This is a genomic window from Streptococcus ratti FA-1 = DSM 20564 (assembly GCF_000286075.1).
Lineage (GTDB): Bacteria > Bacillota > Bacilli > Lactobacillales > Streptococcaceae > Streptococcus > Streptococcus ratti.
The window spans coordinates 1,247,780-1,271,020 of the sequence record NZ_AJTZ01000005.1; the positions used below are offsets into that span (position 1 = coordinate 1,247,780).

The 23,241-nt window shown below is 41.8% G+C and carries 24 protein-coding genes and 1 other RNA gene; 2 read left to right on the top strand and 23 right to left on the bottom strand.

Features of this window, described 5'->3' with window-relative positions:
* Nucleotides 1-39: 39 nt before the first annotated feature.
* The 8 genes from SRA_RS07880 to SRA_RS07915 form a co-directional block, all read right to left on the bottom strand.
* Nucleotides 40-582 (bottom strand): hypothetical protein, encoded by a 543-nt coding sequence (locus SRA_RS07880; RefSeq protein WP_003089575.1) that lies wholly within the window; start codon nt 580-582, stop codon nt 40-42.
* A gap of 68 nt (nt 583-650) precedes the next feature.
* Nucleotides 651-1,175, bottom strand: a complete 525-nt coding sequence (locus SRA_RS07885; RefSeq protein WP_003089576.1) for a transcription repressor NadR — start codon at nt 1,173-1,175, stop codon at nt 651-653.
* Nucleotides 1,176-1,380: 205 nt separating this feature from the next.
* Nucleotides 1,381-2,838, bottom strand: a complete 1,458-nt coding sequence (gltX, locus tag SRA_RS07890) for a glutamate--tRNA ligase (protein ID WP_003089578.1) — start codon at nt 2,836-2,838, stop codon at nt 1,381-1,383.
* Between the two features lie 202 nt (nt 2,839-3,040).
* The gene (locus SRA_RS07895; protein ID WP_003089580.1) at nt 3,041-3,754 is read right to left on the bottom strand and encodes a TIGR00266 family protein; all 714 of its coding nucleotides are present in this window, start codon (nt 3,752-3,754) and stop codon (nt 3,041-3,043) included.
* Between the two features lie 100 nt (nt 3,755-3,854).
* Nucleotides 3,855-4,349: a beta-class carbonic anhydrase gene (locus SRA_RS07900; protein ID WP_003089581.1), complete on the bottom strand. Its 495-nt coding sequence runs from the start codon at nt 4,347-4,349 to the stop codon at nt 3,855-3,857.
* A 90-nt stretch (nt 4,350-4,439) separates the two neighbouring features.
* A complete protein-coding gene (gene radA, locus SRA_RS07905; protein WP_003089583.1) occupies nt 4,440-5,840 on the bottom strand; it encodes a DNA repair protein RadA in 1,401 nt (466 codons plus the stop codon).
* Complete coding sequence (locus tag SRA_RS07910) at nt 5,798-6,265, bottom strand: cysteine hydrolase family protein (protein ID WP_003089585.1); 468 nt, start codon at nt 6,263-6,265, stop codon at nt 5,798-5,800. The genes radA and SRA_RS07910 overlap by 43 nt, the downstream gene beginning before the upstream one ends.
* 8 nt (nt 6,266-6,273) lie before the next feature.
* A complete protein-coding gene (locus SRA_RS07915; RefSeq protein ID WP_003089588.1) occupies nt 6,274-6,717 on the bottom strand; it encodes a dUTP diphosphatase in 444 nt (147 codons plus the stop codon).
* A gap of 247 nt (nt 6,718-6,964) precedes the next feature.
* Here SRA_RS07915 and SRA_RS07920 point away from each other — a divergent pair, with 247 nt between their 5' ends.
* Together SRA_RS07920 and galU are read left to right on the top strand one after the other, a co-directional pair.
* The gene (locus tag SRA_RS07920; RefSeq protein ID WP_037611194.1) at nt 6,965-7,981 is read left to right on the top strand and encodes an NAD(P)H-dependent glycerol-3-phosphate dehydrogenase; all 1,017 of its coding nucleotides are present in this window, start codon (nt 6,965-6,967) and stop codon (nt 7,979-7,981) included.
* Nucleotides 7,982-7,985: 4 nt separating this feature from the next.
* On the top strand, nt 7,986-8,906 hold the full coding sequence (gene galU, locus SRA_RS07925; RefSeq protein WP_003089591.1) for a UTP--glucose-1-phosphate uridylyltransferase GalU: 921 nt from the start codon (nt 7,986-7,988) through the stop codon (nt 8,904-8,906).
* A 26-nt stretch (nt 8,907-8,932) separates the two neighbouring features.
* Here galU and SRA_RS07930 read toward each other — a convergent pair whose 3' ends face one another.
* From SRA_RS07930 to ffs, 15 genes are all read right to left on the bottom strand, one after another.
* Nucleotides 8,933-9,604 carry a rhomboid family intramembrane serine protease gene (locus SRA_RS07930; protein ID WP_003089592.1) on the bottom strand — a complete coding sequence of 224 codons (672 nt, stop codon included), beginning with the start codon at nt 9,602-9,604 and terminating at the stop codon, nt 8,933-8,935.
* Nucleotides 9,591-10,127 carry a 5-formyltetrahydrofolate cyclo-ligase gene (locus SRA_RS07935; RefSeq protein WP_003089593.1) on the bottom strand — a complete coding sequence of 179 codons (537 nt, stop codon included), beginning with the start codon at nt 10,125-10,127 and terminating at the stop codon, nt 9,591-9,593. Before SRA_RS07935 ends, SRA_RS07930 begins: the two co-directional genes overlap by 14 nt.
* A gap of 348 nt (nt 10,128-10,475) precedes the next feature.
* Complete coding sequence (locus SRA_RS07940; protein ID WP_003090897.1) at nt 10,476-11,606, bottom strand: N-acetyldiaminopimelate deacetylase; 1,131 nt, start codon at nt 11,604-11,606, stop codon at nt 10,476-10,478.
* Nucleotides 11,607-11,793: 187 nt separating this feature from the next.
* Nucleotides 11,794-12,492: a 2,3,4,5-tetrahydropyridine-2,6-dicarboxylate N-acetyltransferase gene (gene dapD, locus SRA_RS07945; protein ID WP_003089598.1), complete on the bottom strand. Its 699-nt coding sequence runs from the start codon at nt 12,490-12,492 to the stop codon at nt 11,794-11,796.
* A 123-nt stretch (nt 12,493-12,615) separates the two neighbouring features.
* Nucleotides 12,616-13,557, bottom strand: coding sequence for a hypothetical protein (locus tag SRA_RS07950; RefSeq protein ID WP_003089601.1), 942 nt, complete (start codon nt 13,555-13,557; stop codon nt 12,616-12,618).
* Nucleotides 13,558-13,701: 144 nt separating this feature from the next.
* On the bottom strand, nt 13,702-14,193 hold the full coding sequence (locus SRA_RS07955) for a hypothetical protein (RefSeq protein WP_003089603.1): 492 nt from the start codon (nt 14,191-14,193) through the stop codon (nt 13,702-13,704).
* A gap of 187 nt (nt 14,194-14,380) precedes the next feature.
* Nucleotides 14,381-14,746: a PTS glucitol/sorbitol transporter subunit IIA gene (locus tag SRA_RS07960; RefSeq protein WP_003089606.1), complete on the bottom strand. Its 366-nt coding sequence runs from the start codon at nt 14,744-14,746 to the stop codon at nt 14,381-14,383.
* Nucleotides 14,747-14,781: 35 nt separating this feature from the next.
* Nucleotides 14,782-15,786 carry a PTS glucitol/sorbitol transporter subunit IIB gene (srlE, locus tag SRA_RS07965; protein ID WP_003089608.1) on the bottom strand — a complete coding sequence of 335 codons (1,005 nt, stop codon included), beginning with the start codon at nt 15,784-15,786 and terminating at the stop codon, nt 14,782-14,784.
* Between the two features lie 96 nt (nt 15,787-15,882).
* Nucleotides 15,883-16,425, bottom strand: a complete 543-nt coding sequence (gene srlA, locus SRA_RS07970) for a PTS glucitol/sorbitol transporter subunit IIC (RefSeq protein WP_003089610.1) — start codon at nt 16,423-16,425, stop codon at nt 15,883-15,885.
* Between the two features lie 574 nt (nt 16,426-16,999).
* The gene (locus SRA_RS07975) at nt 17,000-17,479 is read right to left on the bottom strand and encodes a transcriptional regulator GutM (protein ID WP_003089611.1); all 480 of its coding nucleotides are present in this window, start codon (nt 17,477-17,479) and stop codon (nt 17,000-17,002) included.
* Nucleotides 17,479-19,344: a BglG family transcription antiterminator gene (locus SRA_RS07980; protein WP_003089615.1), complete on the bottom strand. Its 1,866-nt coding sequence runs from the start codon at nt 19,342-19,344 to the stop codon at nt 17,479-17,481. Before SRA_RS07980 ends, SRA_RS07975 begins: the two co-directional genes overlap by 1 nt.
* Nucleotides 19,345-19,365: 21 nt before the next feature.
* Nucleotides 19,366-20,166: an SDR family oxidoreductase gene (locus SRA_RS07985; protein ID WP_003089626.1), complete on the bottom strand. Its 801-nt coding sequence runs from the start codon at nt 20,164-20,166 to the stop codon at nt 19,366-19,368.
* A gap of 319 nt (nt 20,167-20,485) precedes the next feature.
* The gene (locus tag SRA_RS07990) at nt 20,486-21,835 is read right to left on the bottom strand and encodes a glucose-6-phosphate isomerase (RefSeq protein ID WP_003089629.1); all 1,350 of its coding nucleotides are present in this window, start codon (nt 21,833-21,835) and stop codon (nt 20,486-20,488) included.
* A 139-nt stretch (nt 21,836-21,974) separates the two neighbouring features.
* Entirely contained in the window at nt 21,975-22,592 is a 618-nt protein-coding gene (locus SRA_RS07995) for a hypothetical protein (protein WP_003089633.1), read from the bottom strand.
* A 534-nt stretch (nt 22,593-23,126) separates the two neighbouring features.
* Nucleotides 23,127-23,224: signal recognition particle sRNA small type (ffs, locus tag SRA_RS10040), an RNA gene on the bottom strand.
* Nucleotides 23,225-23,241: the final 17 nt, after the last annotated feature.

Sequence of the window (23,241 nt, forward strand, 5' to 3'; positions counted from 1 at the left end):
TCAGATGCTTAGCCGATCACAGAACTGCCCATCTATTTTTTAGATACTTTTGGCCGTCTTAAGAATTTTCCAGCAATAATAGGCCAAATAAAAATCAATCATCCCATGAAGGACAGATCCGATTCCGATTAAAACAATTAAGGTCAGCCAATAAGACATAGATACAGAAGCAGAAGCTGTCAGCAAGAGAACCACTAAAAACTCAGCCAAACCGTGGATAATATTGAGCCCCAATGCCAAAAGCAGCGTTTTTCGCCAGTCTGTCAAAAAATCAGGATATTTGTGAACCAAGCAGGCACCCACTGCAGCAAAAATAAGGTGAGACAGGGCGCGCATGACAATGACAAAAGGAAAACCAGCCATAAAAAAGCCCAAGCCTGCTCCCAGAGCAACAGCAACAGCTACTCCCCACGATATAAACACGGCAAGAAAAACAGGAACGTGGCTGGCTAAGGTAAAGGAGGCGGGTCCAATAACCACCTTAACAGGCATGACCAGCGGAATCAAGATCGCAAAGGCAATCAGCAGAGCAGACAAGGTCAGCTTTTGAATACGTTTTTTAGAGATAGGGGAAGCAGACATGATAACTCCTTAATCATTTTTACTGATTCGAGTTTACATCATATCTTTACATGTGTCAAGACATTTATCTAATCTTCAAATACCAGTCCTTCTTTTTTTAGATGTTGACGAATTTTTTCAAAGGTTTCCTGATCTCGGCAGGATATCCTGTGAAGGTGAATTCCTCCTGTCAGACTGCTTAGCAAGCTCTCCTGATAGCGGGACAGTTTATCCATAAAATAGTCTATCTCATCCTGACTTTCAATATTTAAAGGAGCCGTAATCATGCCATAAATAGGGTGCTCTACTTCAACGTCCAGTATTTTTCCGCCATTTTGAACGATTGTCTCTAATTCCAGACGAACTTCCTTGGCACTGTGCTTGCAGGCTAGTTTCCCATGATAATAAGATTTTGGAACCTGCAGACGTTCTGCTAAAAGATAGCCCCGATGGGTTGCCATAATATCATGGTTTTCGGCTCTTAACAGAGCAACGTCTCCCACAATGATCTGCCGGCTGACTCCCAGCTCTTTAGCCAGATGGCTGGCTGAAAGCGGCTGTTCTGCTTTTTCTAATTTTTTTAAAATAGCCTGACGGCGTTCCATAGCTTTCATTAGTCACCTCTGATTTTGGCAATACGTTTTCGTATGCCCGATTGCTTTAATTATAGCAAATCCTGCTAACTGCTGTCAGCAGCAGTTTAAACAAAAAATCTGTCTTATTTGCTTGAACAAACAGGGACTAAGCAAAATTGGCTCAGCCCCTATTCTTATTATGTTTTGTACGATAGTTACTTTCCAAACTACAGCAGGGAAATGTTTATTTAATCCTTTCCAGCATAGAAGTCAAATGCTCAATGGATTTTTCCTTGCCCAGCAGGTAAATAGTATCTGGCAGTTCCGGGCCGTGCATTTCACCTGAAACAGCAATGCGGATTGGCATAAAAAGATTTTTGCCTTTGATACCTGTTTCTTTTTGGACAGCTTTGATTTGCGGAAAGATATTTTCAGACTTAAATTCTTCGTCCGGCAAGGCCTCTAATTTAGCCTTGAAGGCTTCCAGTACCGTTGGCACCGTATCGCCGGCCATGAAGGCTGTGGCTTGATCCGTTAATTCTGGAAAATCTTCGAAAAAGAGATCCGTCAGCGGTACAATTTCATCTGCTGATTTTAGCTGCGGCTTATAGAGTTCAACTAATTTTTCTGCCTTATCGGTCAAACGCCCGGCTGCTTCCAAAAATGGTTTGCAAAGGGCAAAGACAGTTTCAAAGTCTGCGTTCTTAAGGTACTCATTGCTCATCCAGTCAAGCTTTTTCTGGTCAAAAGCCGCTGGAGATTTACTGAGGCGCTTTTCATCAAAGAGCTCAATTAATTCCTTATGAGAAAAGATTTCATTTTCTCCGCCAGGATTCCACCCTAAAAGCGCAATAAAGTTGAAAACTGCATCTGGCAGGTAGCCTTTTTGACGGTAGTCCTCAATAAACTGAAGGGTATTAGTATCGCGTTTAGAAAGTTTCTTGCCGGTTTCAGAATTGATAATAAGGGTCATGTGGCCGAACTCAGGCGCCTCCCAACCAAGGGCTTCATAAACCATGAGCTGTTTAGGTGTGTTGGCAATGTGGTCATCGCCGCGGATAACATGAGAAATTTGCATCTCGTGATCGTCCACTACAACAGCAAAGTTGTAAGTCGGATAGCCGTCGCGTTTTTGGATAACCCAGTCGCCGCCGATATTGCTGCCTTCAAATTCAATATCACCTTTGACCATATCGTTCCATTTGTAGATGCCTGATTCATTAACGGCTAAGCGAACGGTCGGAATGATTCCTGCAGCTTGGCGCTCTGCGATATAGGCTGCTTTTTCATCTTCAGACATACCCAGATATTCATTAATGTAACGAGGGGTTTCGCCAGCTGCCTCTTGACGTTCGCGCTCAGCTGCCAGTTCCTCTTCAGTAACATATGATTTATAAGCCTTACCTTCAGCTAAAAGCTGTTCAATGTACTTTTGATAGAGAGGCAGGCGTTCAGACTGACGGTAATTTTCATGAGTTTCTGGACTTTCATCCCAGTCAATCCCCAGCCAGCGCAAATTTTCCAGCTGAGAACGCTCTCCGTCTTCAACATGGCGCTTGCGGTCTGTGTCCTCAATACGAATAATAAAATTTCCGCCGTAATGACGGGCGTAAAGGTAATTAAAGAGCGCTGTCCGCGCATTTCCAATATGTAAAAGGCCTGTAGGACTTGGTGCATAACGCACACGAATCTTGTTTGTCATTTCATTCTCCTGTCATTTCAATATAGCAGTTCCTAGAAAACTCTTAAAAATAGGCAGTTTCTAGCCTGTCTTTCATAAAATTCAATCGTTTCTATTATAGCATATCCTTGCCAGTTGGGCGAAAAAAATTCCCTTTACTTTGAGTAAAAGGAAGATTTTTAGGTATTTGTCTTGATATTCTCTGAGTCATGAAAGACTTAATTTAGTGATTAGTATTTGTAATGAAATTCTGCAGAACACCTGCAAATTGCTGTAAATTAAGACTTTGCACATAAATTTCACCTGTTCCTCGGAAGGTATTGACGATTCCTTCACCAGTTCCGATAGATTGTATAAAGCCATTTTCTAAATGAATGTCATAGTTTAAATCCTTACTCCAAGCCACAACATGAGCATTGTCAATGGTGATTTCCTGATTCTGCAACGCTATTTTTTTGATAGAGCCAAAGCTATTAGCAAGCAAGGTCCCCTGGCCTTCTGTTATCATGACAAAAAGACCGCCTTGCCCTCCAAAAAAGGCACGTCCAACGCTCTGGCTTTGCATTTGATATTGGGCAGAGCCATCTAAAGCAAGAAAAGCACCATCATTGAGCCGATACTGTTTTTCTCCCAATTCCAGAGCAATGACTTGGCCCGGCATAGCAGGTGCTAAAGCCAATTTACCATCAGCAGCATTTGATGCTGCCTGAGTAATGAAAAAGCTTTCCCCAGAAGTCACAGAACGCCCAATAGCTCCCACTAGTTTGCCAAATCCTGAACCACGTCCGTTGACTTTAGTATTGAGGGTTACACTCGGTGTGTGATAGACCATACTACCACGCTGAATATAGACTGACTCCCCTGCTTCTAAGGCAATTTCCACCAAGGGAAACTGCATGTTGCTGTCAATACTGTAATTCATTCGATTATCTGGCATAGCCTAGCCTCCTTTTGTATTACTTTATTAGTACAAATCAATTATATAATTTTCAGCTGCTTTTGTCAATAAAAAAAGAGGTTTCTCAGCCTCTTTTGGTTTATTTTACTTCGGTAATCCTTCCCGTATCGACATCGTAGATAGCTCCTGAAATGATAATATCATCAGGAATAAGAGGCGAATTTTTTAAAAGAGCGACATCTTCTCGCACACTCTCTTCGATGTCCTCAAAAGGCAGAAAATCCTGACCCTGTACATCAACAGCCAAGTCACGCTGTAACTGCTGGGCAAACTCTTCATTTGTAAATGTCTGTGCTCCACAGTCCGTATGATGTAAAACAACAATCTCACTTGTACCCAGCTGCTGCTCAGAAATTACCAAAGAACGAAGCATATCATCTGTAATACGTCCGCCAGCATTACGCAGGATATGGGCGTCTCCTAGAGCCAAACCCAAAGCAGGTGCTACGTGTAAACGAGAATCCATACAGGTAACAATAGCAACATGTGTTTTAGGTTTAAGAGGCAGGTGAGCAGTGCCATGTAAGTCAACATAAGCTCTGTTAGCCCTCATAAAATTATCAAAATAAGACATCCTAACTCCTTAGTCTTTATTTTTTAAGCTGTTAACTTAGGCAGTATCATATCATTTTTAAAGGACTTTGTCATTGTTAAAGATTTACAATTAGCTGAAGACCTTTTTTAAAACTTCGCCAACCGTCGTCACACCGATTACCTGAATTCCTTTTGGAGCGGTTAGCCCAGATAGAGCATTTTTAGGTACAAAAATCTTGGTGAAGCCGAGTTTCCCGGCTTCATTAATCCGCTGTTCAATCCGATTAACACGGCGGATTTCGCCTGTTAAACCAATTTCTCCAATATAACATTCTTGAGGATTGGTCGGTTTTTCCTTATAACTGGAAGCAATAGCGACCGCAACGGCTAAATCAATAGCAGGCTCATCCAAGCGCACACCGCCAGCAGATTTGAGATAGGCATCTTGATTTTGCAGCAAAAAGCCGCAGCGCTTCTCCAACACTGCCATAATCAGGCTGACGCGATTAAAGTCCAGACCCGTAGTCGTCCGCTTGGCATTGCCAAAAACAGTCGGTGTGACTAAGGCTTGTACCTCCGCTAAAATAGGCCGTGTGCCTTCCATCGTAACCACAATGGCTGATCCTGTTGCGCCATCCAGACGCTCTTCCAAAAAGACTTGGCTGGGATTCAAAACCTCAACCAGCCCAGCTGAGCGCATTTCAAAAATGCCAATCTCATTAGTCGAGCCAAAACGATTTTTTACAGCTCGCAAAATCCGAAAAGTATGCTGCCGCTCACCTTCAAAGTAGAGCACAGTATCCACCATGTGTTCAAGCATACGAGGCCCTGCTAAAGTTCCTTCTTTGGTCACATGTCCAACAATAAAAGTCGCAATATTATTGGTCTTAGCCAGCTGCATTAGCTCTGCTGTCACCTCACGTACCTGCGAAACAGAACCTTGAACGCTGGAAATTTCAGGACTCATAACCGTTTGAATGGAATCAATAATTAAAAAATCAGGCTGAATTTTTTCAATCTCAGCACGAATACTCTGCATGTTGGTCTCGGCATAGAGGTAAAACTCATTGTCAATATCCCCCAAGCGTTCACTGCGCAGTTTTATCTGCTCAGCCGATTCTTCACCAGACACATAGAGGACTGTCCCTTGGTTAGCCAGTTGAGTTGATACTTGTAAAAGGAGAGTAGATTTTCCAATTCCTGGATCCCCTCCGATAAGCACAAGGCTGCCCGGCACAACACCGCCGCCCAAAACACGGTTAAACTCTTCCATATTCGTCTTGACTCTAGTGACCTGACTAGAGGTAACTTGATTTAATTTAACTGGCCGTGTTTTCTCACCTGTCAGCGAAATCCGTGCATTTTTGACTTCCGCAACTTCAACTTCTTCAACAAAGGAAGACCAGCTGCTGCAGTTTGGACAGCGGCCTAAATATTTAGGCGAATTGTAGCCGCACTCCTGACAGACAAAGGTTGTTTTTTTCTTAGCTATGGTAATTCTCCTTTCGTTGCTATTCCAGCGGACCGCCATTGAGCCAGAGTCTTTTCAAATCGTTTTTGATGTAGAACACCAATTCCCTTCAAATCGGCAGTTACTTGATAACCCTTCTGAGCCAAAGCTAAAACGGAAGCTTTGACACAACCGTTGCCATCAACTCCTATGACTTCAAGACTTTGGACCCTGCAATTTTCCAAAAAATCCTGTAAAGCCGGACTCGTCAAGCATGAGGCGCGCCGCTTTTCAAAGATATGGTCAGACACTACTGATAAGCCCTGAGCCAAAGTTTTGGGTTTAGAGTTCAATTCCCAGAAAAAACGGTTAACAACATAGACGACATGATCTTTGGGATAGGCTGAAATTTTAGTATTGACCGCTGTTAGTAACGAAGCGGGATAGCCCTTTTTCTCGCCAACGTAATCTGTCTGCATATCAATAACTAATAAATAATCTGCCACTCTATTTCCTACTTTCCAGTTGAACCGAAGCCGCCTGTCCGTGTGCCCCTTGCCTCATCATCATCTGCTAGCAGAAAAGGCATAAAGACACCTTGTACAATCCGTTCGCCAGCTTCGAGGACAACCGTTTCGTCCGTGATGTTTTTCATCTGGGCAAAGATATGACCTTCGTTATTAGGATTGTTATAATAATCGCCATCAATAACGCCAACCGAATTGATTAGTACCAGCCCCTTTTTTCGGGGATTGGATGAGCGATCATACAGATAAAGCACCTCACCGGACTGCATATAAGCCTTGATCCCTGTCGGTACTAAAACGATTGCTCCTGCAGGAATTTCCATCCGCTCTGCCACCTTTAAATCATAGCCGGCTGCATGGGCTGTTTCTCGTTTGGGCAGCAGGTCTTTATCCTTATAGTCAGAAATTAATTCAAATCCGCGAACTTTCATTGGGCACTCCTTAAGCCTTTTTAGTGATAAACATACGATTACATGATAATAATGTTTCTCAATTTCTTCTATTATAAATGATTTATTCGCAAAACAAAAGCAAAATCCCTGCTGTCCCATACAGACTCCTTTTTAGCAGCGTCCAACGGGAAAGCAAAGATTAACGATTTCCTTTCAACTAAGTAAAGACAAATGAATTGGCTTTATGATATAATGAGGTTAACTTTCCATGAACTATAGGAGAAAAATGATGAGACAAAAAATTGCCGTATTAGGTCCCGGATCGTGGGGAACTGCCTTATCTCAAGTTCTTAATGACAACGGTCATGAGGTTCGCATCTGGGGTAACATCCCCGAGCAAATTGATGAAATTAACGAGCATCATACCAACAAACGGTATTTCAAAGATGTGGTCTTAGATGCAAAGATTAAAGCCTACAAAGAATTAAAAGAAGCCCTGAAGGATGTTGATGCTATCCTTTTTGTCGTACCCACAAAAGTCACTCGCCTAGTTGCTAAGCAAGTAGCAGAGCTTCTTGACCATAAGGTCATTATCATGCACGCCTCCAAAGGTCTGGAACCAGGTACACATGAGCGTTTATCTGTGATTCTGGAAGAAGAAATCCCAGCTGAATTTCGCAGTGAGATTGTTGTTGTCTCCGGTCCCAGCCATGCTGAGGAGACCATTGTTCGCGATATCACTTTGATAACAGCAGCCTCGAAAGATTTGGAAGCAGCTAAATACGTGCAAAAACTCTTCAGCAATAATTATTTCCGTCTTTACACTAATCCAGACGTCATCGGTGTTGAAACTGCCGGCGCGCTTAAAAACATTATTGCAGTCGGAGCAGGTGCCCTTCACGGCATGGGCTATGGTGACAATGCTAAGGCTGCTGTCATCACGCGCGGTTTGGCTGAAATTACCCGTCTGGGAGTGAAATTAGGGGCTGATCCGCTGACCTACAGCGGTCTTTCGGGAGTTGGCGACTTAATTGTCACCGGAACCTCAGTGCATTCGCGTAACTGGCGTGCAGGAGATGCTTTGGGCCGCGGCGAAAAATTAGAAGACATCGAAAAAAATATGGGAATGGTCATTGAAGGTATTTCAACCACCAAGGTTGCCTATGAACTCTCCAAGGAACTTGATGTCTACATGCCTATTACCAGCGCTATTTATCAGTCCATCTATGAAGGTAAAAATATCAAAGAAGCCATCACATCAATGATGTCCAATGAATTCAGAGCAGAAAATGAATGGAGTTAGCCATATGCCAAGTAAAAAAGTGAGAAAAGCAGTTATTCCCGCAGCAGGTCTGGGAACACGTTTCCTGCCAGCCACCAAAGCACTGGCCAAAGAAATGCTGCCTATTGTGGATAAACCAACAATTCAATTTATCGTAGAAGAAGCCTTGAAATCAGGCATTGAGGATATTTTGGTTGTTACCGGTAAATCAAAACGTTCCATTGAAGATCATTTTGATTCCAACTTTGAACTTGAATACAACCTAGAACAAAAAGGAAAAACCGATCTTCTCAAACTCGTTAATGACACTACTGCTATTAATCTGCATTTCATTCGTCAGAGCCATCCGCGCGGACTGGGTGATGCTGTCCTGCAGGCCAAAGCCTTTGTGGGAAATGAACCCTTTGTTGTTATGCTTGGCGATGACCTTATGGATATTACAGATGATCAGGCTGTCCCTTTGACACGCCAGCTAATTAACGACTACGACCAGACCCATGCTTCTACTATTGCTGTTATGCCGGTGCCGCACGACGAAGTTTCTGCCTATGGTGTCATCGCTCCCCAAGGTGAAGGGGTAAATGGTCTTTACAGTGTTGATACCTTTGTTGAAAAACCTGCCCCCGAAGAGGCTCCCAGCGATCTAGCTATTATCGGCCGCTATCTGCTGACACCTGAGATTTTTACCATTCTGGAAACCCAAAAACCAGGTGCCGGCAATGAGGTTCAGCTGACCGATGCTATTGATACCCTAAACAAAACGCAGCGGGTTTTCGCACGTGAGTTCACAGGAAAACGCTATGATGTCGGCGATAAATTCGGCTTCATGAAAACCTCAATTGATTACGCTTTAAAACATCCTCAAGTTAAAGACGATCTGAAATCATATATTATCAGTCTCGGTAAAGAATTAGATAAGCAAAGCAAACAAAAAAACTCGAATTAATTCGAGTTTTTTTGTTTCTGACAGGATCAGCGATGGAAGCCCAAATAAAGCAGACCCAGAGCAAGTCCCAAATAAAGCAGGAAGGCCAGTAAACGCTGACTGGGCCTAAAAACGTTCTTCTCTGTTTGACTGGGCAGCATCACAGCTGAAACAAGCCCGCCAACAATTCCGCCTAAATGTCCGGCAATGCTCACGCTTGGCATAAAGAGATTGAAAATCAGATTGATAGCAATCAAGGCCTGATAATTCCGCCCCAGCTGTTTTAAAAAAGGATTGTGTCCAAAATATCCCAAGACCGCAATAGCTCCAAATAAGCCAAATAAAGACGTTGAAGCACCGGCCGCTACAACACTCGGCGTAAAGAAAAGCGTAAAAATATTTCCCATCACTCCGGATAAAAGATAAAGGAGCAGGAATTTTCCAGACCCCCAAATACCCTCAGCCAGCTGCCCTACAAAGTACAAAGTCAGACCGTTGAATAAAAAATGTTCCCAGCCAATATGAACAAAAATCGGTGTGATTAAACGCCAGAGCTGATTTGGCATCTGAACTACTAAATCACCATACATACCGCCAAAATTAAAGACTGCAAGCGTCTCTGTTGCCCGACCGAAATAAAAGACCTGCATGGCCAAAAAAACTAGTGTTGTCAGCAGTAATAAAAATGAGGTTGCAGGATATTTTTTAAAGGTCTCCATATCGTAATACCTCTTTCACTGGAATATCAAAAGAACTAGGCTCAAAAGCAAGACTCTGAAAAGGATAGATGGTGCTGACCGTACTTCCTTTAAAATCAGACAGATAACGGTCGTAATAACCGCCTCCGAAACCAATACGATAGCCGTCATTATTGAACGCAAGTCCCGGAACATGAATAAGATCAATCGATGACTGAGCAACAGCCCGATCACTTATGGGTTCTTTGAGACCAAATGTGCTGGTTCTTAAATCGGCAGCATCGTAGGAAACAAAAATCATTTTTCCCTGTCCGTAGACCTTGGGAACCACTATCTTTTTCCCGTCTTTTTGCGCTTGCTCAATCAGCAAAGACGTATTAAATTCAAAGGGAAAGGCCAGATAAGTTGCAAGCGTCTGAGCTTGTTTATAAGCCTCAAGAGCAATGAAATGGCTGAGCAACTCCCTGTCCCTTTGAGCCTTAACAGCCTTGTTCTGCTTTTTTAACTGCTCTATTACCTGAGCTCTGAATTCTTTTTTTGTCATGCTAATATCATAACACGATTAAGCTTTTTTTCCTATTATTAACTCAGACTGACAAGAGCCAAATGGCTGAAAAAAATCTCCAATTTTTGTTCTCTTAGCCAATAACCCCCATAGAGGCATCTTATTTGTTTTAATGAAATAAAAATTTTGGTTTAAGGTTTCTTTAAGATTTCTCCTATATAATTTAATCATCCTAAAACAACCACTTCCCCAAGTGGTTGGGGGAGATAAACTTCCCTAATTTATTTCCCCTTTTTCATAAATCTCCTAGAGCATCAGCGAAAGCTGGTGCTCTTCCCTTTTTCTTTATTAAAAGTCCTTGCAATTCTGTGAACTGCAAGGACTTTTTTAATTTATTTTGGTCTTCAGGAAACCACTGATTTTTTCCACAGCAAAAGGCAGTGCTTCTTCCTTAGGGCTCATCTTAGGATGATGAAGTGCATAAGGCGTGTCAACCCCCAGCCAGAACATAACACCAGGAATTTTATTAAGCAGGTAGCCAAAGTCTTCGCCAGTCATCGCAGGCAGACAGTCAATCAAATGGACTCCGTCTGTATTTTCAAAATAAGCCATGAGATTTTGAGCCAACTTTGGATCATTTTCGACTGGTAAATAGCCGCCTTGTTTTAATTGCACATCGACTTCCAAACCAAAAGAAGTTGCAATCCCTTGAGCCATCTCCTCTACTCGTTTTTGAATCAAGAGGCTCATATCCTGTGTCAATGTGCGGATGGTCCCGTGCAGGGTCGCAGTTTCAGCAATGACATTGTTGGTCGTTCCGGAGTGCATGGATCCAAAAGTAACAACACCGCCTTCAATTGGATCAACATTGCGACTGATAATTGTCTGCACTTGTGTAATAAAGTAAGAAGCAGCCACAAGGGCATCATTAGCCTCATGCGGAAAAGCCGCATGTCCGCCCTTACCCTTGAAAGTAATAAAAACCTCGCATGTTCCGGCAAACAAAGTTCCTGTATTGGTCGCAATATCTCCGACCTTAAAATCAGGACGAACATGCAAACCATAAAATTCATCAGGCTGCCAATCTCCAAAAGCACCATCCTCATACATAAGCATGCCGCCGGCCTCATTTTCTTCTGCCGGCTGAAAGAGAAAGAGCAGATTGTTTTTGGGCTGAACTTGTACCATTTTATCAAGCAGACCCAGAGCAACAGTCATATGCATATCATGGCCGCAGGCATGCATACGTCCCTTATGCTGACTGGCAAAATCAAGCCCTGTCTCTTCAACAATAGGCAGAGCATCAATATCCGTACGCCAGCCAATCGTTTTCTCAGGTGCCCAGCCTTTTAAAAAGACCAAAATTCCAGTCCGCCAGGTACGCTGTTCGACAAAATCTTTCCCGGCAGTTATCTCACTAATCCGCTCAAGAAGATAGGCCTGCGTTTTAACTTCTTCCAGACCAATTTCCGGAATTTGATGCAATTCACGGCGAATTTTGATTAAATCTAAAGTCATATTCATTTCCCTTTTGTAAAAGAGAGTGGGACCAACAGTCATGATGGCTGTCCCACTCTCTTTCATTTTTTCTTTTTAGCACTTGCACCGCTGCTGACAACATTTTCTGCGTCTGTCTGACTATGAAAATCCAATCATCTTAGCAAGGGCAGAGTGTGGTAATACCATTAAAGACTGCATCTTAGGCCTAGAGATTGCGGAGGGCGTCTTCAAGAGCCGTTTTTTGCTGTGTTTTTTCATCAATTTCTTTGATGACACGCGCCGGTACACCAGCTACAACAACATTCTTAGGAACATCCTGAGTAACAATAGCTCCGGCTGCAACAACTGAACCGCTGCCGACTTGCACTCCTTCAATGATAACCGCATTGGCACCGACTAAAACATTATCTCCGATACGGACAGGATCTGCAGAAGCAGGCTCAATAACACCAGCAAGCACAGCGCCGGCTCCAATATGACTGTTTTTGCCAACAGTTGCACGTCCCCCAAGAATAGCCCCCATATCAATCATAGTGCCTTCACCAATTTCAGCACCGATATTGATAACAGCTCCCATCATGACTACGGCATTATCCTCAATCGTCACTTGGTCGCGGATGATAGCTCCTGGCTCGATACGTGCGTTGAGATGGCGTTTATCAAGCAATGGCACAGCTGAATTGCGACCGTCTTGCTCCACGACATAGTCTTTGTTCTCTGTCAGATTAGCCAAAAGCGGCTCAACATCTTTCCAATCCCCAAAGAGAGCATTCCCTAATTTGACAACAGAATCAGGAATAGCGCCGGCCAGCTGACCCTCAAAAGTTACCTTTACATTGGTCTTCTTTTCCGCATTTCCAATAAAAGCAATAATTTCTTGCGCTGACATTTTTTGTGCAGTCATATCTTTTATTCTCCAATTCAAAAATAGTTAATTATTATTATAGCAGAATCTTCTGAAATTTCTAGAGACAAATAATAAAATGACCCAGTGCAGCTGCACAAGGTCATGATATTCTATAACTTTTTACTGCTTGACTTCCGTAAAAATTAATTTTGCTGTGTCGCCAGAAACATCATACTGAGTATTATCAAAATTAGTCGTAATGATTTCACCCTCTTTAAGTTTTACAACGACATCTGTGCTGCCAGGATTATAGTTTTGCTCTTTAGAACTGTCTGTATTCATATTGTATATAGAAATATCCCATCCTAAATTTTCAAATTCAGGATCCATCGTTGCATTAGTATCTAACTTATAGGTTCCCGGTTTAATATCACGTCCAACTACATAGTTGCCAATTCCTAATTCATTGCTCATTTTAACGGTACTTGAAACAGCCGTAAATTTTACTTTTGAAATGTCAGTAAATTCTAAAGCATCACCTTCAAAAAGAATAACCCTAATTGTTGACGGATATTCAATGTTACCGCTATCCATAGCAGAACCCAACCAATTAATATAGAGACCGGAAAAAGTTGATGAGCGCTCTCCTGTTATATTTCCGCTGCCTCCCGTGATTTGCAAATCATAAATTCCAGGCAAAACATCACCGTCTTTTCCAACTTTAATTTTATCAGTAATATAAAGTTCATCTGTGGACTTTGATTTTTTTGCCAAAGCATTTAAAATTTCGAGACTTGTAAGTTTTTCTTTTTTGGAACTGTCTACCTTGACAGCAGAATCTTTAGGGGACTTGACAGCATCATTTAAAACAGCACTGTAGGTAGATTGAGTGACAAGAACTATAACAAAAGAGATAACAGCAATTGCGACCGAGATTAGTGTTAAGATTTTTTTATTTTTACGATTTACAATTAAAGCAATAACCCCTAAAAAGAAAGCAATAATTGCTAACACTCCTGAGGCATTATTGATAAAAGGCATCCAAGATGTAGCTAGTCCTATTCCTCCAAAAACCAAAGCTAAAATTGGCAAAACTTTTCTTTCTTCTTTCCGTGTTTTCATCTCTTAATACTCCTTATATTTTATTAGTCCTCAATTTCAACTTTTTATTGCGTGAGAATTGATTGTTTCCTAGTCTACATCTTTACCATTTAAGTAAAATTAGTTTGTATTATATATCTTCCTGATAAAATTATTTTAAAAAATTTATTGCTGCAACCCTTGAGACATTTGATTTACAAATTCTTTTAGCTTATCACGATAATCTTTTAAAAATTGTACCAAATCTTTTTTTCCAATAATCATAGCTTTTTTCATTGATCCATATTGCTTTTTTTGTTCTTTAACACTATCCACTACCCCTTGTCTTATTGACTTGTAAGTTTCGGCATCTCCCAATCCATATTGCGTTACAACTGCTTCATAGTTTGTAATATATTCATTTACAATAAATTGATACATTGTTAGATAATCTTCATAGGTCTTAATTTTTTCAATGGTTGAGTCTGAACTATCTTTCGGTCTAAATTTATTCTTTGATTTCTTACTGAGACTTTCTATTTGTGACTTAGCCGAAGGGGTATTCACTGCTGTCTTGCTGGAAACATCTCCATAAACAGATTGAGACAGTAATGCCATCACTAAGCTTACAACCAAAATAGCTCCTTTAACAATCATTGAATAATTTTTCTTTCCCATAACCTCATCCCCCTATTTTGAAAATCTTTACAAAACTATTATATATATATATATATATAATGTCAATGATGTAACAAATTATTCACGCGCAAAATAAAAAACCTCCTGACGAGGTCTTTTTTAGTGTTTGATAACAGTTTTTCCCCTTTTTCAACACAAGGTTTGATTGTTGTCGAACTTTTTATACTTAACTGAAAAGCTGAATGACTGATCCGATTCCCAGAACTGCGGGTTTAGCTGCCTGAACGTGGAGGGTTCCCGGAAGCGAACCTTCATTTGAACCGTCAAAAGAGATGGTAATATGCCCTAGGTTTTTTAAATTTTTCTCGACGACAGCACCAACTGCGGTAATTGGAAATTCCTGATTATCAATCAGCAGTCTGCCACCTTTTGTTATGGTTCCTGATAACTTTTTATTGTCAATCTTGTAGCAGTATTCCGCCAAATCTTCCGGAGCTTCTTCTCCGAAAAGAATCAGCATATTGGCATCCTTAATCATACCAGCTGCTTCTGGGCCAACTTTAAGGACCCTAGCTTCAAAAATTTTAGTCATTTTCTCACTTCCTTTTTAATGCTATTATACTCTTTTTAGTGATATAAACCAAAGCTTGCCAGCCATGCTACAATGACTCTTGGTACACCGTTTAAGAAACGTGAATAAAGCACAGATGGTACACCAACTTCCACTGTTTCAGCATTAGCTTCTGATAAACCTAAAGCGACAGGAATAAAGTCACAGCCATTTTGAGTATTGATGGCAAACAATGCCGGAAGGGCCATTTGCGGCGGAATGGTTCCTTTACCAATTTCAACGCCGATAAGGGTTCCGATGATTTGTGAAATAACAGCCCCTGGTCCAAGCAGCGGTGATAAGAAAGGAAGCGAGCAAATAAAACCAATGAGTATCAGCCCCCAAATATTGCCAGCCAGCGGAATCATCAGTTTAGCAATCCAATTGCCAACACCAGAACCTTGGATAAAACCGATTAACAGTGATACAAAGGCCATAAAAGGCAGAATGGTATTCAGCATGGTTTGAATGGCATCACGCGCTGCCTGATTGAAGACAGCAACTACTTTACCGGCTCCCATACCGATACGGGCAATAAAGCTGCTTTCAGCACGTTGCTCTGTAATTTTCTTACTGGTATCGTAACCTTCAGTCTTAGCTTCTGTTTCTGCTGGCTGCAGCTCTGCCTGAACAGCTCTTCCTTGGGGAGTTTTGGCAGCACTGATTTGTTCAGGGCCTACGGCTGATACATAAATATCTTCTGTAATGTATTGTGCCAGGGGGCCGCTTTTCCCAGTCGCTACAATATTAATGGTCGGTATGCCTTTTTTAGGATAGATACCGCAGCGAAGAGTGCCGCCGCAATCCACAATAGCCAGGGCAATTTCTTCATCCGGGATGGACGTTTTAAAGCCGTTAACAGCTTCCATACCAGTCAATTCAGCAATTTTATCAACGATTTCCGGCTTTTCACCGCCGCCTGTGATATAAATAAACTTATGCTTTTCCTCTGTCGGTGTGATGGTCAGCGGTCCTCCAAAACCGCCGTTTCCTTTTACAACTGTAATACTTTTGTATGTCATAATGCTTCTCTCTTTCAATTCATTAAGCTTGATTAATCTTTCGGCGCAGCTCCTTACATTTATCTAAGTCCAAAGTTAAAAAGTCTGTCCCATAAATTAATCAAGAGTTTTGCTTAAAGTTACTCCCTGCTGTTTGCAGACCCAGGCGGTTGTGAGGTCAGTTACCCAGCCGCCTATAAAGTTCATAATCAGACCAACCAGTAAATAGCGGATAGCTAAATCCATTTGACTGAGGCCCAATGTCTTGATACCTGAGGCGATTCCCATCCAGACAAATAATTCGCTTGGATTAATGTGAGGGAAGACCCCATTTGAGGTATGGCAGAATTGCATTTGTGATGCTATATAGCTCGGTTTATAATATTCCGGCATGAAACGACCCATGCTAATTGCCATTGGATTACCCAACATAAAAGCTGAAATAAAAGGCAGAATCATATAGCGGCTGACTGGATTTTTAGCAGAAATCTGAGCCAGTCTGTTGACGCGTTCTTCTCCCAGCAAAGCAATGAGTGCGTTCATAGCTACCAACAGCATTAGGACCACAGGAACAATCCCTGTCATCCAGCTGATAAAATTATCACCGCCGGTTTGAAACAGCTTCATGAAACCTTCAGCAAATTTTGTAATATACTTCATAACAAACTCCTTATATTAAGATACTAAGGGCGTGAAGAAAGCGAGAAGAAAATAGGAGACTAACGCCAGGCGCTTTTGCGCATCAGGCAGGCTATCTTTTTCTCGACGCTTTTAGCCCGTGTTCAATTATTAAGATACGGCAGAGGATTGTTATCTAAGTGCTTCTCACTTGATAACAAACGCCAATCACCATAGTGAATTGGCTACCTCTCCCGCTAACTTCGTTTGGTTAGTAAGATCGACTAACCAAACGAAGTGTCGCAAAGGGCGTGAAGAAAGCGAGAAGAAAATAGGAGACTAACGCTAGGCGCTTTGCGCATCAGGCAGGCTATCTTTTTCTCGACGCTTTTAGCCCGTGTTCAATTATTAAGATACTAAGACGTCAGCGACACAAAGCAAAATAAGCGGTAAGTCAGAAATATGAGATTTCGTTGACGCACCCTCGTCAGGACGACTAGAACTCTCAATGCCTGCAAGGCGCAGAGAGTTCAGACGTCTACGACGAATTTAAAACCAAGAGGCTCAGGACTCTAGGAGAAGCTATCTTTTTGCACAGGGTCGTAGCCGTGTTCAGTTATGATTTTTTAAATTGCAGCTTAAGACGAGCCAAGAGCAGTTTGGCATGCAGGCCGACATCAACCAAAGGCGCAGCCTTGGGCACATCTTTGTAAACACCAGCCTCTGTTCTTAAAAAGACTTCCCTAGCATCTTCAATAGCTGTCTGCAGCAGCTTATTTTCCTGACGAACTAGAGGATTATAGCTGTCAAAATAATGGATATCCTTCCCGATATAGGCTGGCATTTTTTTGAAACGGGCGGCTACTGTCACACCCTGCATTTTTCGAGCATCTAAAACTCGGCCTTCCTTATCAAGAGCAAACATAACAATCGTTCCTGATTTCACCTTGCCGGCTCTGCGGCCTATGGCTACGCGGCCCTGACGCCTCAAGACTGCATAAACTTGATTGAAATGCTTAATCTGTCTCAAGCCAAACATAATCTGCAAAGCATAGGCAGCAAGCACTAAGCTTCCTAAAACAATCATAGCATTCATTAAAAAATTCCTTTCTGTCTGGTTAAAGCAATAAAATCCGCTTCAGTCTTTACCTTTCTCAGCTCCTCTTTCAGTTCATCATCGCCGGCAATTCTGAAAATATCGTCATAGAGTTCCAGCAATTCGCTTTCCATGTGAGGCTCAATTTCTTGGGGAATGGCTACCAAAAAGATAAACTCCATCATCTCATTTTTAAGAGCAAGACCCTTTTCCAGCAGACCAAGCATCAAAATCGTTTTCCCCTGCAGCTGATTCACCGTGTGAGGAAAGGCGATGCCGCTGCCAAAGACCGTTGATTGTTTTTCTTCCCGTTCCAAAATACGCCGGCCAAAATCACCATCTACTAATTTTTTGTCCTCCAAAAGGTCTGTCATTTGCCTCAAATAATCTTTATAGTTTGCAGATTTTGACAGTCTGACAAACTGCAGATTAATCGTTTTGAGTTCTTTTTGATGATAGTGCTTGAGTCGCTGCCATTCTTCGCGCAGCCATTGGTCATTAAATAAATTGGTAATATGGATAACAGGAGATTTCAGCTTATCGAATTTCAGCGGAATTGTTGTAAATATGGCAAAATAGTCATCATCTGCCCTCGGATTAAAACCTTCTTCCGAATACTGAACAATTTCAATGTCATGCCCCAGAACCCGTATCAGCTGCCGATAAATCATGTTAGCTGTTCCTCTGCCTGTCGTACAGACAACGGCAATTTTGCGTTTCTGCCCATCTGAAACCAACTCATTTTCGTGTAAAATCATCTCAAAATAAAGAGCCAGATAGCTCATCTCTGATTGTTCCATCTGATAGCCAAAATAGCCTTTCAGCTCTTCGCCGGCAACCTTAGCCATTTCAAAAGCTAAAGGGTATTTCTGCTGGATTTCCCCATGAAAAATATCATTAATCTGAACACGGAAAATCAGCCGATTAATCAGAAATCTGAGATGTGTATGGATTTCAGCAAACAAGCGTTCTTCATCAAAAGTAAGCAGTAGTGTCTCCTTAATACGCTTGACCAAGCGGTGATAGAGAGTCTGTAAATCTTTGATTTGCGTCTGCGCATAGGTTAAGCCGTCAATAAACTGTGTATTCAGCGGAAATACCAGAAAATCTTGTTCATACTGGCTCAGTGAAATCTGGTAGACCATTTCAATATGATAAACCAGCGCTTCTGCAAAGGACGACTGTTTAACGCCGTTTGTATAATACTTGATAAAATCTTCCAGCGGCTTTCCCCGCTTGATGCGCGCTATCGTGATGGAAATAACCTTGGTCAGCAGTTCCTGTGTTTTTCTGGGAATTCTAAATTCCGTATATAAGTTTTCCAAAAAACGCAGCGTTTCATCAGTCAGCGTATCTGAATCAAAATAAGAATAGACATAGTGGATATAAAAGAGCCGCAGATTTAATTCCTCACCAACAATCTCCAAACCGTGATTAGGCTTACCTATAATAGTAATGTTATAGGCGCTGGCTAAATTTTTAACCTGTTTTAAATCCTTATTGATCGTTGTGCGGCTGACACCGATGGATTCGGCCAAGTCATCAATAAGAAGCGGCGAGGTACTCTGTATTAACTGTTTAATCAGGTAAGAACAGCGCTTGCTGGCAGAATTGAAGTCACTTTCTTTTCTGAGACTTCCCGCCATAATATCCTCAAGTCTGGCATAATCATAAACTTCAAGAAAGAGCCGATTGTCTTTCTGCCTAATTTGAACATCAGCGTCTAATAGATCATTAAGCTGCTCAATACTCTTTTGCAAGGTGTGCATGCTGACATTAAGATCAGTCCGCAGATCTTCTAAAGTAACGCTGTGCTGTGCTGCTAGGGTATCTAAGATGCGATACCAACGATTAACTAATGCCACCTTTCACCATCCTATAATTTTTTATCCGCGTGTCTTACCTCCAGCCACATTAATCGTCACGCCAGTAATATAACTTGAGCGCTGTGAAAGAAGATAAGCCACAAGATCAGCAACTTCGCTCAGTTTACCGCTGCGGCCAAGCGGGGTAGTGCTTGTAGAGGCATAACCTGTACGAATATCCTCAACCGTTTTGCCTCTAGTATAGCCGAGCGCTTCCTCATAAGCAAGCGTTCTTAAACCCGTCGCTTCCATAATACCAGGCGCTACTCCGACAACACGAATATTGTGTTTGCCCAATTCTTTAGCCCATGAACGGGTGTAGCTGTAAACTGCAGCCTTAGTCGCTGCATAAGCACTCTGACCTTCAGAGCCTTCAAGTCCTGCTTCTGAAGCCATATTGATGATGACCCCTTCCTTCTTATCAACAAGCACCCGGCCAACAGCCTGACTGACCAGATACAATCCCTTTTGATTGATGCTGGTAATCTTATCAAAAACAACGTCATCCAGTTCGTACTTGCCATGAGGATCTTTAGGATCAATTAAAAGCCGCGGGATGTTGATGCCTGCATTATTGACAGCAGCATCAATGGTTCCAAATCTCTCAATCGTTGCTGCCACAGCAGCTTCTACCTGTTTGCGGGAAGTAACATCTACCTTTTGAAACAAAAGATTGTCATCTTTAAGGTCATTGTCTGCAAGATCAAAATTTGCAACATTGACATCTAATGCGAGCAGTTCTTCGATAATGGCCCGGCCAATCCCAGATGAAGCTCCTGTGACAACAACTGTTTTACCTGCAATATTTAACCAATCTGCCATTCTTTGTGACTCCTTTACTGTCTTGATTATTTTTGTGCCTTTATTATAAAACGCTTACAAAAAATAATTAAGACAGTCTTTTTCTATGGCTGACAAAATTTTGTGTACTAATTAAAACAGTCCAACCCTATAAATAACTAACAGCAGATAATACTCAATGACAATCAAAATTAGACTAGGCGGCGCAGATGCAGATAGAACTGTCTTCATCAAATCAAGGCAACAAGGTTTGAGCTTGATTTTCGAAGAGTATAAAGACTTCAATCAAACAAAAAAGAGAACCACGGTGAGTGATTCTCTGCCATATAAGCTTACTTGATTAAAGGCGTTTATTAAGTTCGGCACCCAAATCTTCAAAGCCCGGTTTACCAAGAAGGGCAAACATGTTTTTCTTATATGCCTCAACACCCGGCTGGTCAAATGGATTAACTCCATTGAGATAGCCTGAAAGGGCGATCGCAAGCTCAAAGAAATAGATAGTGTAGCCAAGTGTGAACTCATCTTGTTCAGGAATAGTCAGATAAGTATTTGGCACACCGCCGTCTGTATGGGCAAGAAGCACACCATCAGTAGCTTTTTTGTTAACAAAGTCAACATCCTTGCCTTGAAGGTAGCCAAGACCATCAAGATCTTCTGCCGATTCCGGCACAAGGATGTTCTTGCGCGGTTTATCCACACGGATAACTGTTTCAAATAAATTGCGGTAGCCTTCTTGGATGAACTGACCCAATGAGTGAAGGTCCGTTGAAAAGTTAGCTGATGTTGGGTAGATGCCTTTTTGATCCTTGCCTTCTGATTCACCAGCTAACTGTTTCCACCATTCGCTGAAATATTGCAGTGTAGGTTCATAATTAGCCAGAACTTCTGTCACATAGCCTTTTCTGTAAAGGATATTGCGAATCACAGCATATTGATAAGCTTCGTTTTCAGCAATCTTGTCTGACGAATAGTCCTTGCGCGCAGCATTGGCCCCTTCCATCAATTTTGTGATGTCCGCACCGCTTGCTGCAATTGGAAGAAGCCCAACCGGTGTCAAGACGGTGAAGCGTCCGCCCACGCTGTCTGGAACAACGAAAGTCTCCCAGCCGTTGGCATCCGCTTCAACCTTAACGGCACCTTTCGCTTTGTCAGTAGTAGCATAAATACGCTTGTTTGCCTCTTCTTGACCGTATTTTTTAATCAAGAGATCTTTGAAAACGCGGAAGGCAATCGCCGGTTCAGTTGTTGTCCCAGATTTTGAAATGACATTGACTGAGAAATCTTTATCAGCAACGTAGTCTACAAGGTCAGCAAGGTAATTTGAAGAAATTGAATTTCCAGCATAAAGAATTTGCGGTGCCTTGCGGTCTTCTGCCTTTTGCAGGTTAACAAATGAATTGTTTAAAAAATCAATGGCTGCTCTGGCACCGAGGTAAGAGCCGCCAATGCCGATAACCACAAGCACATCACTGTCAGCCTGGATTTTAGCAGCCGCTTTTTGAATGCGGGCAAATTCTTCCTTATCGTAATCTTCCGGCAGATTGAGCCAGCCAGTCATTTCCGCACCTGGTCCGGTACCATTGCGGAGAGCTGCATCTGCAGCTGTCACATGCATTTGCAGATAGTCCACTTCGTGCGGTGCTACAAATTGATCCAATACTTTAGAATAATCAAATGTAATATGTGTCATGTCAATACTCTCCTGTAAATTTCAGTTTCTTTACTATCATACTCTTTTGTAAGGGTTTTTTCAATGGTTTTGAGTAGAATTTCACAAAAAAGAAAAAATCACTTTTCTTTCTGAAAATCACTTAAAATTTCCTGCTGTTTTATGAAAGTGACTTGATGATTTCCACCCTTGTAATAACGCCGTCTTTCATGCTGTCAACCCGCAAGGCAACATCGTTCAAATAAACAGCCGCACCAATGGTGACGTGTTTTTCCTCGGCTTCCAAATGCCGTACGACAAAATCTCTTAGCAGCTCACCCTTTTGGCCTTTCAGATTAACACGCGCTAAAACATTGGCAATTTTAACCTTTTGACTTCCCCGAACAATAATATTAGTCGAATCATCAAAATTAGTAAAAAGATATTTCCGCGTCGCAAACAAGACAGAGATAGCCAAAATACTCCACAAAGAATCAAGACTAGTGCTTTGATCTACAACAACATGTCTGGCGATTGCAAAGAGCAGCACCTCAATGATGGTAGCGGAGGTATGCTTGCTCAGCATTTTTATCAACTCCACACCGATGGCAATGCTCATGGCCTGATTGAGAAAATTGTGCAGATAGGTTTCAATAGACCCTTGAGAATTAAAAATGCCCAGAATATCCACAGCTAGGAAAAAAGTGGAAACAAGAAGAACAATCATTAAAATCAGAGAAATCAAGATCTCAACATAAAATGACATCTCATAAAAGCTTACCTGTAAAAACTTTCGCATAGAACCTCCTTTTATTAAGATACTAAGGGCGTTTCAAATCCGTATAAAAACAGGAAACGGACGCCGTGTCGCTAAGACACAAGGACCTTTATCTTTTTTACTAGGATTTTAGCCCGTGTTCAGTTATTAAGATACGGCAGAGGACTGTTATCTAAGTGCTTCTCACTTGATAACAAACGAGGCTGGGCGCAAAGGGCGTTAGCGAGCAAAAGCAAAATAAGCGGTAAGTCAGAAATCTGAGATTTCGTTGACGCACCCTCGTCAGGACGACTAGAACTCTCAATGCCTGCAAGGCGCAGAGAGTTCAGACGTCTACGACGAATTTAAAACCAAGAGGCTCAGGACTCTAGGAGAAGCTATCTTTTTGCACAGGGTCGTAGCCGTGTTCAGTTAAACGCTTTCTTAAAAAGAAAATTTTATTCTATTATAACTGATATTGAGCGGAAAAGATAGGTTTTCAAAACAAAAGAAAAGTGCTAAATCATTCAGCACCTTTAATTTTTATTGAAAATTGATTATTAGCTATTTACTCTATCATAATATAAAAATAGAGCACACACCTGACATCGCTTAGGGCTGCTGGATTCCTCCCCTGACCCGCTTCACGCACAGATGTTGCTCCAAAAGTATTATAACATAGATTGAGAAA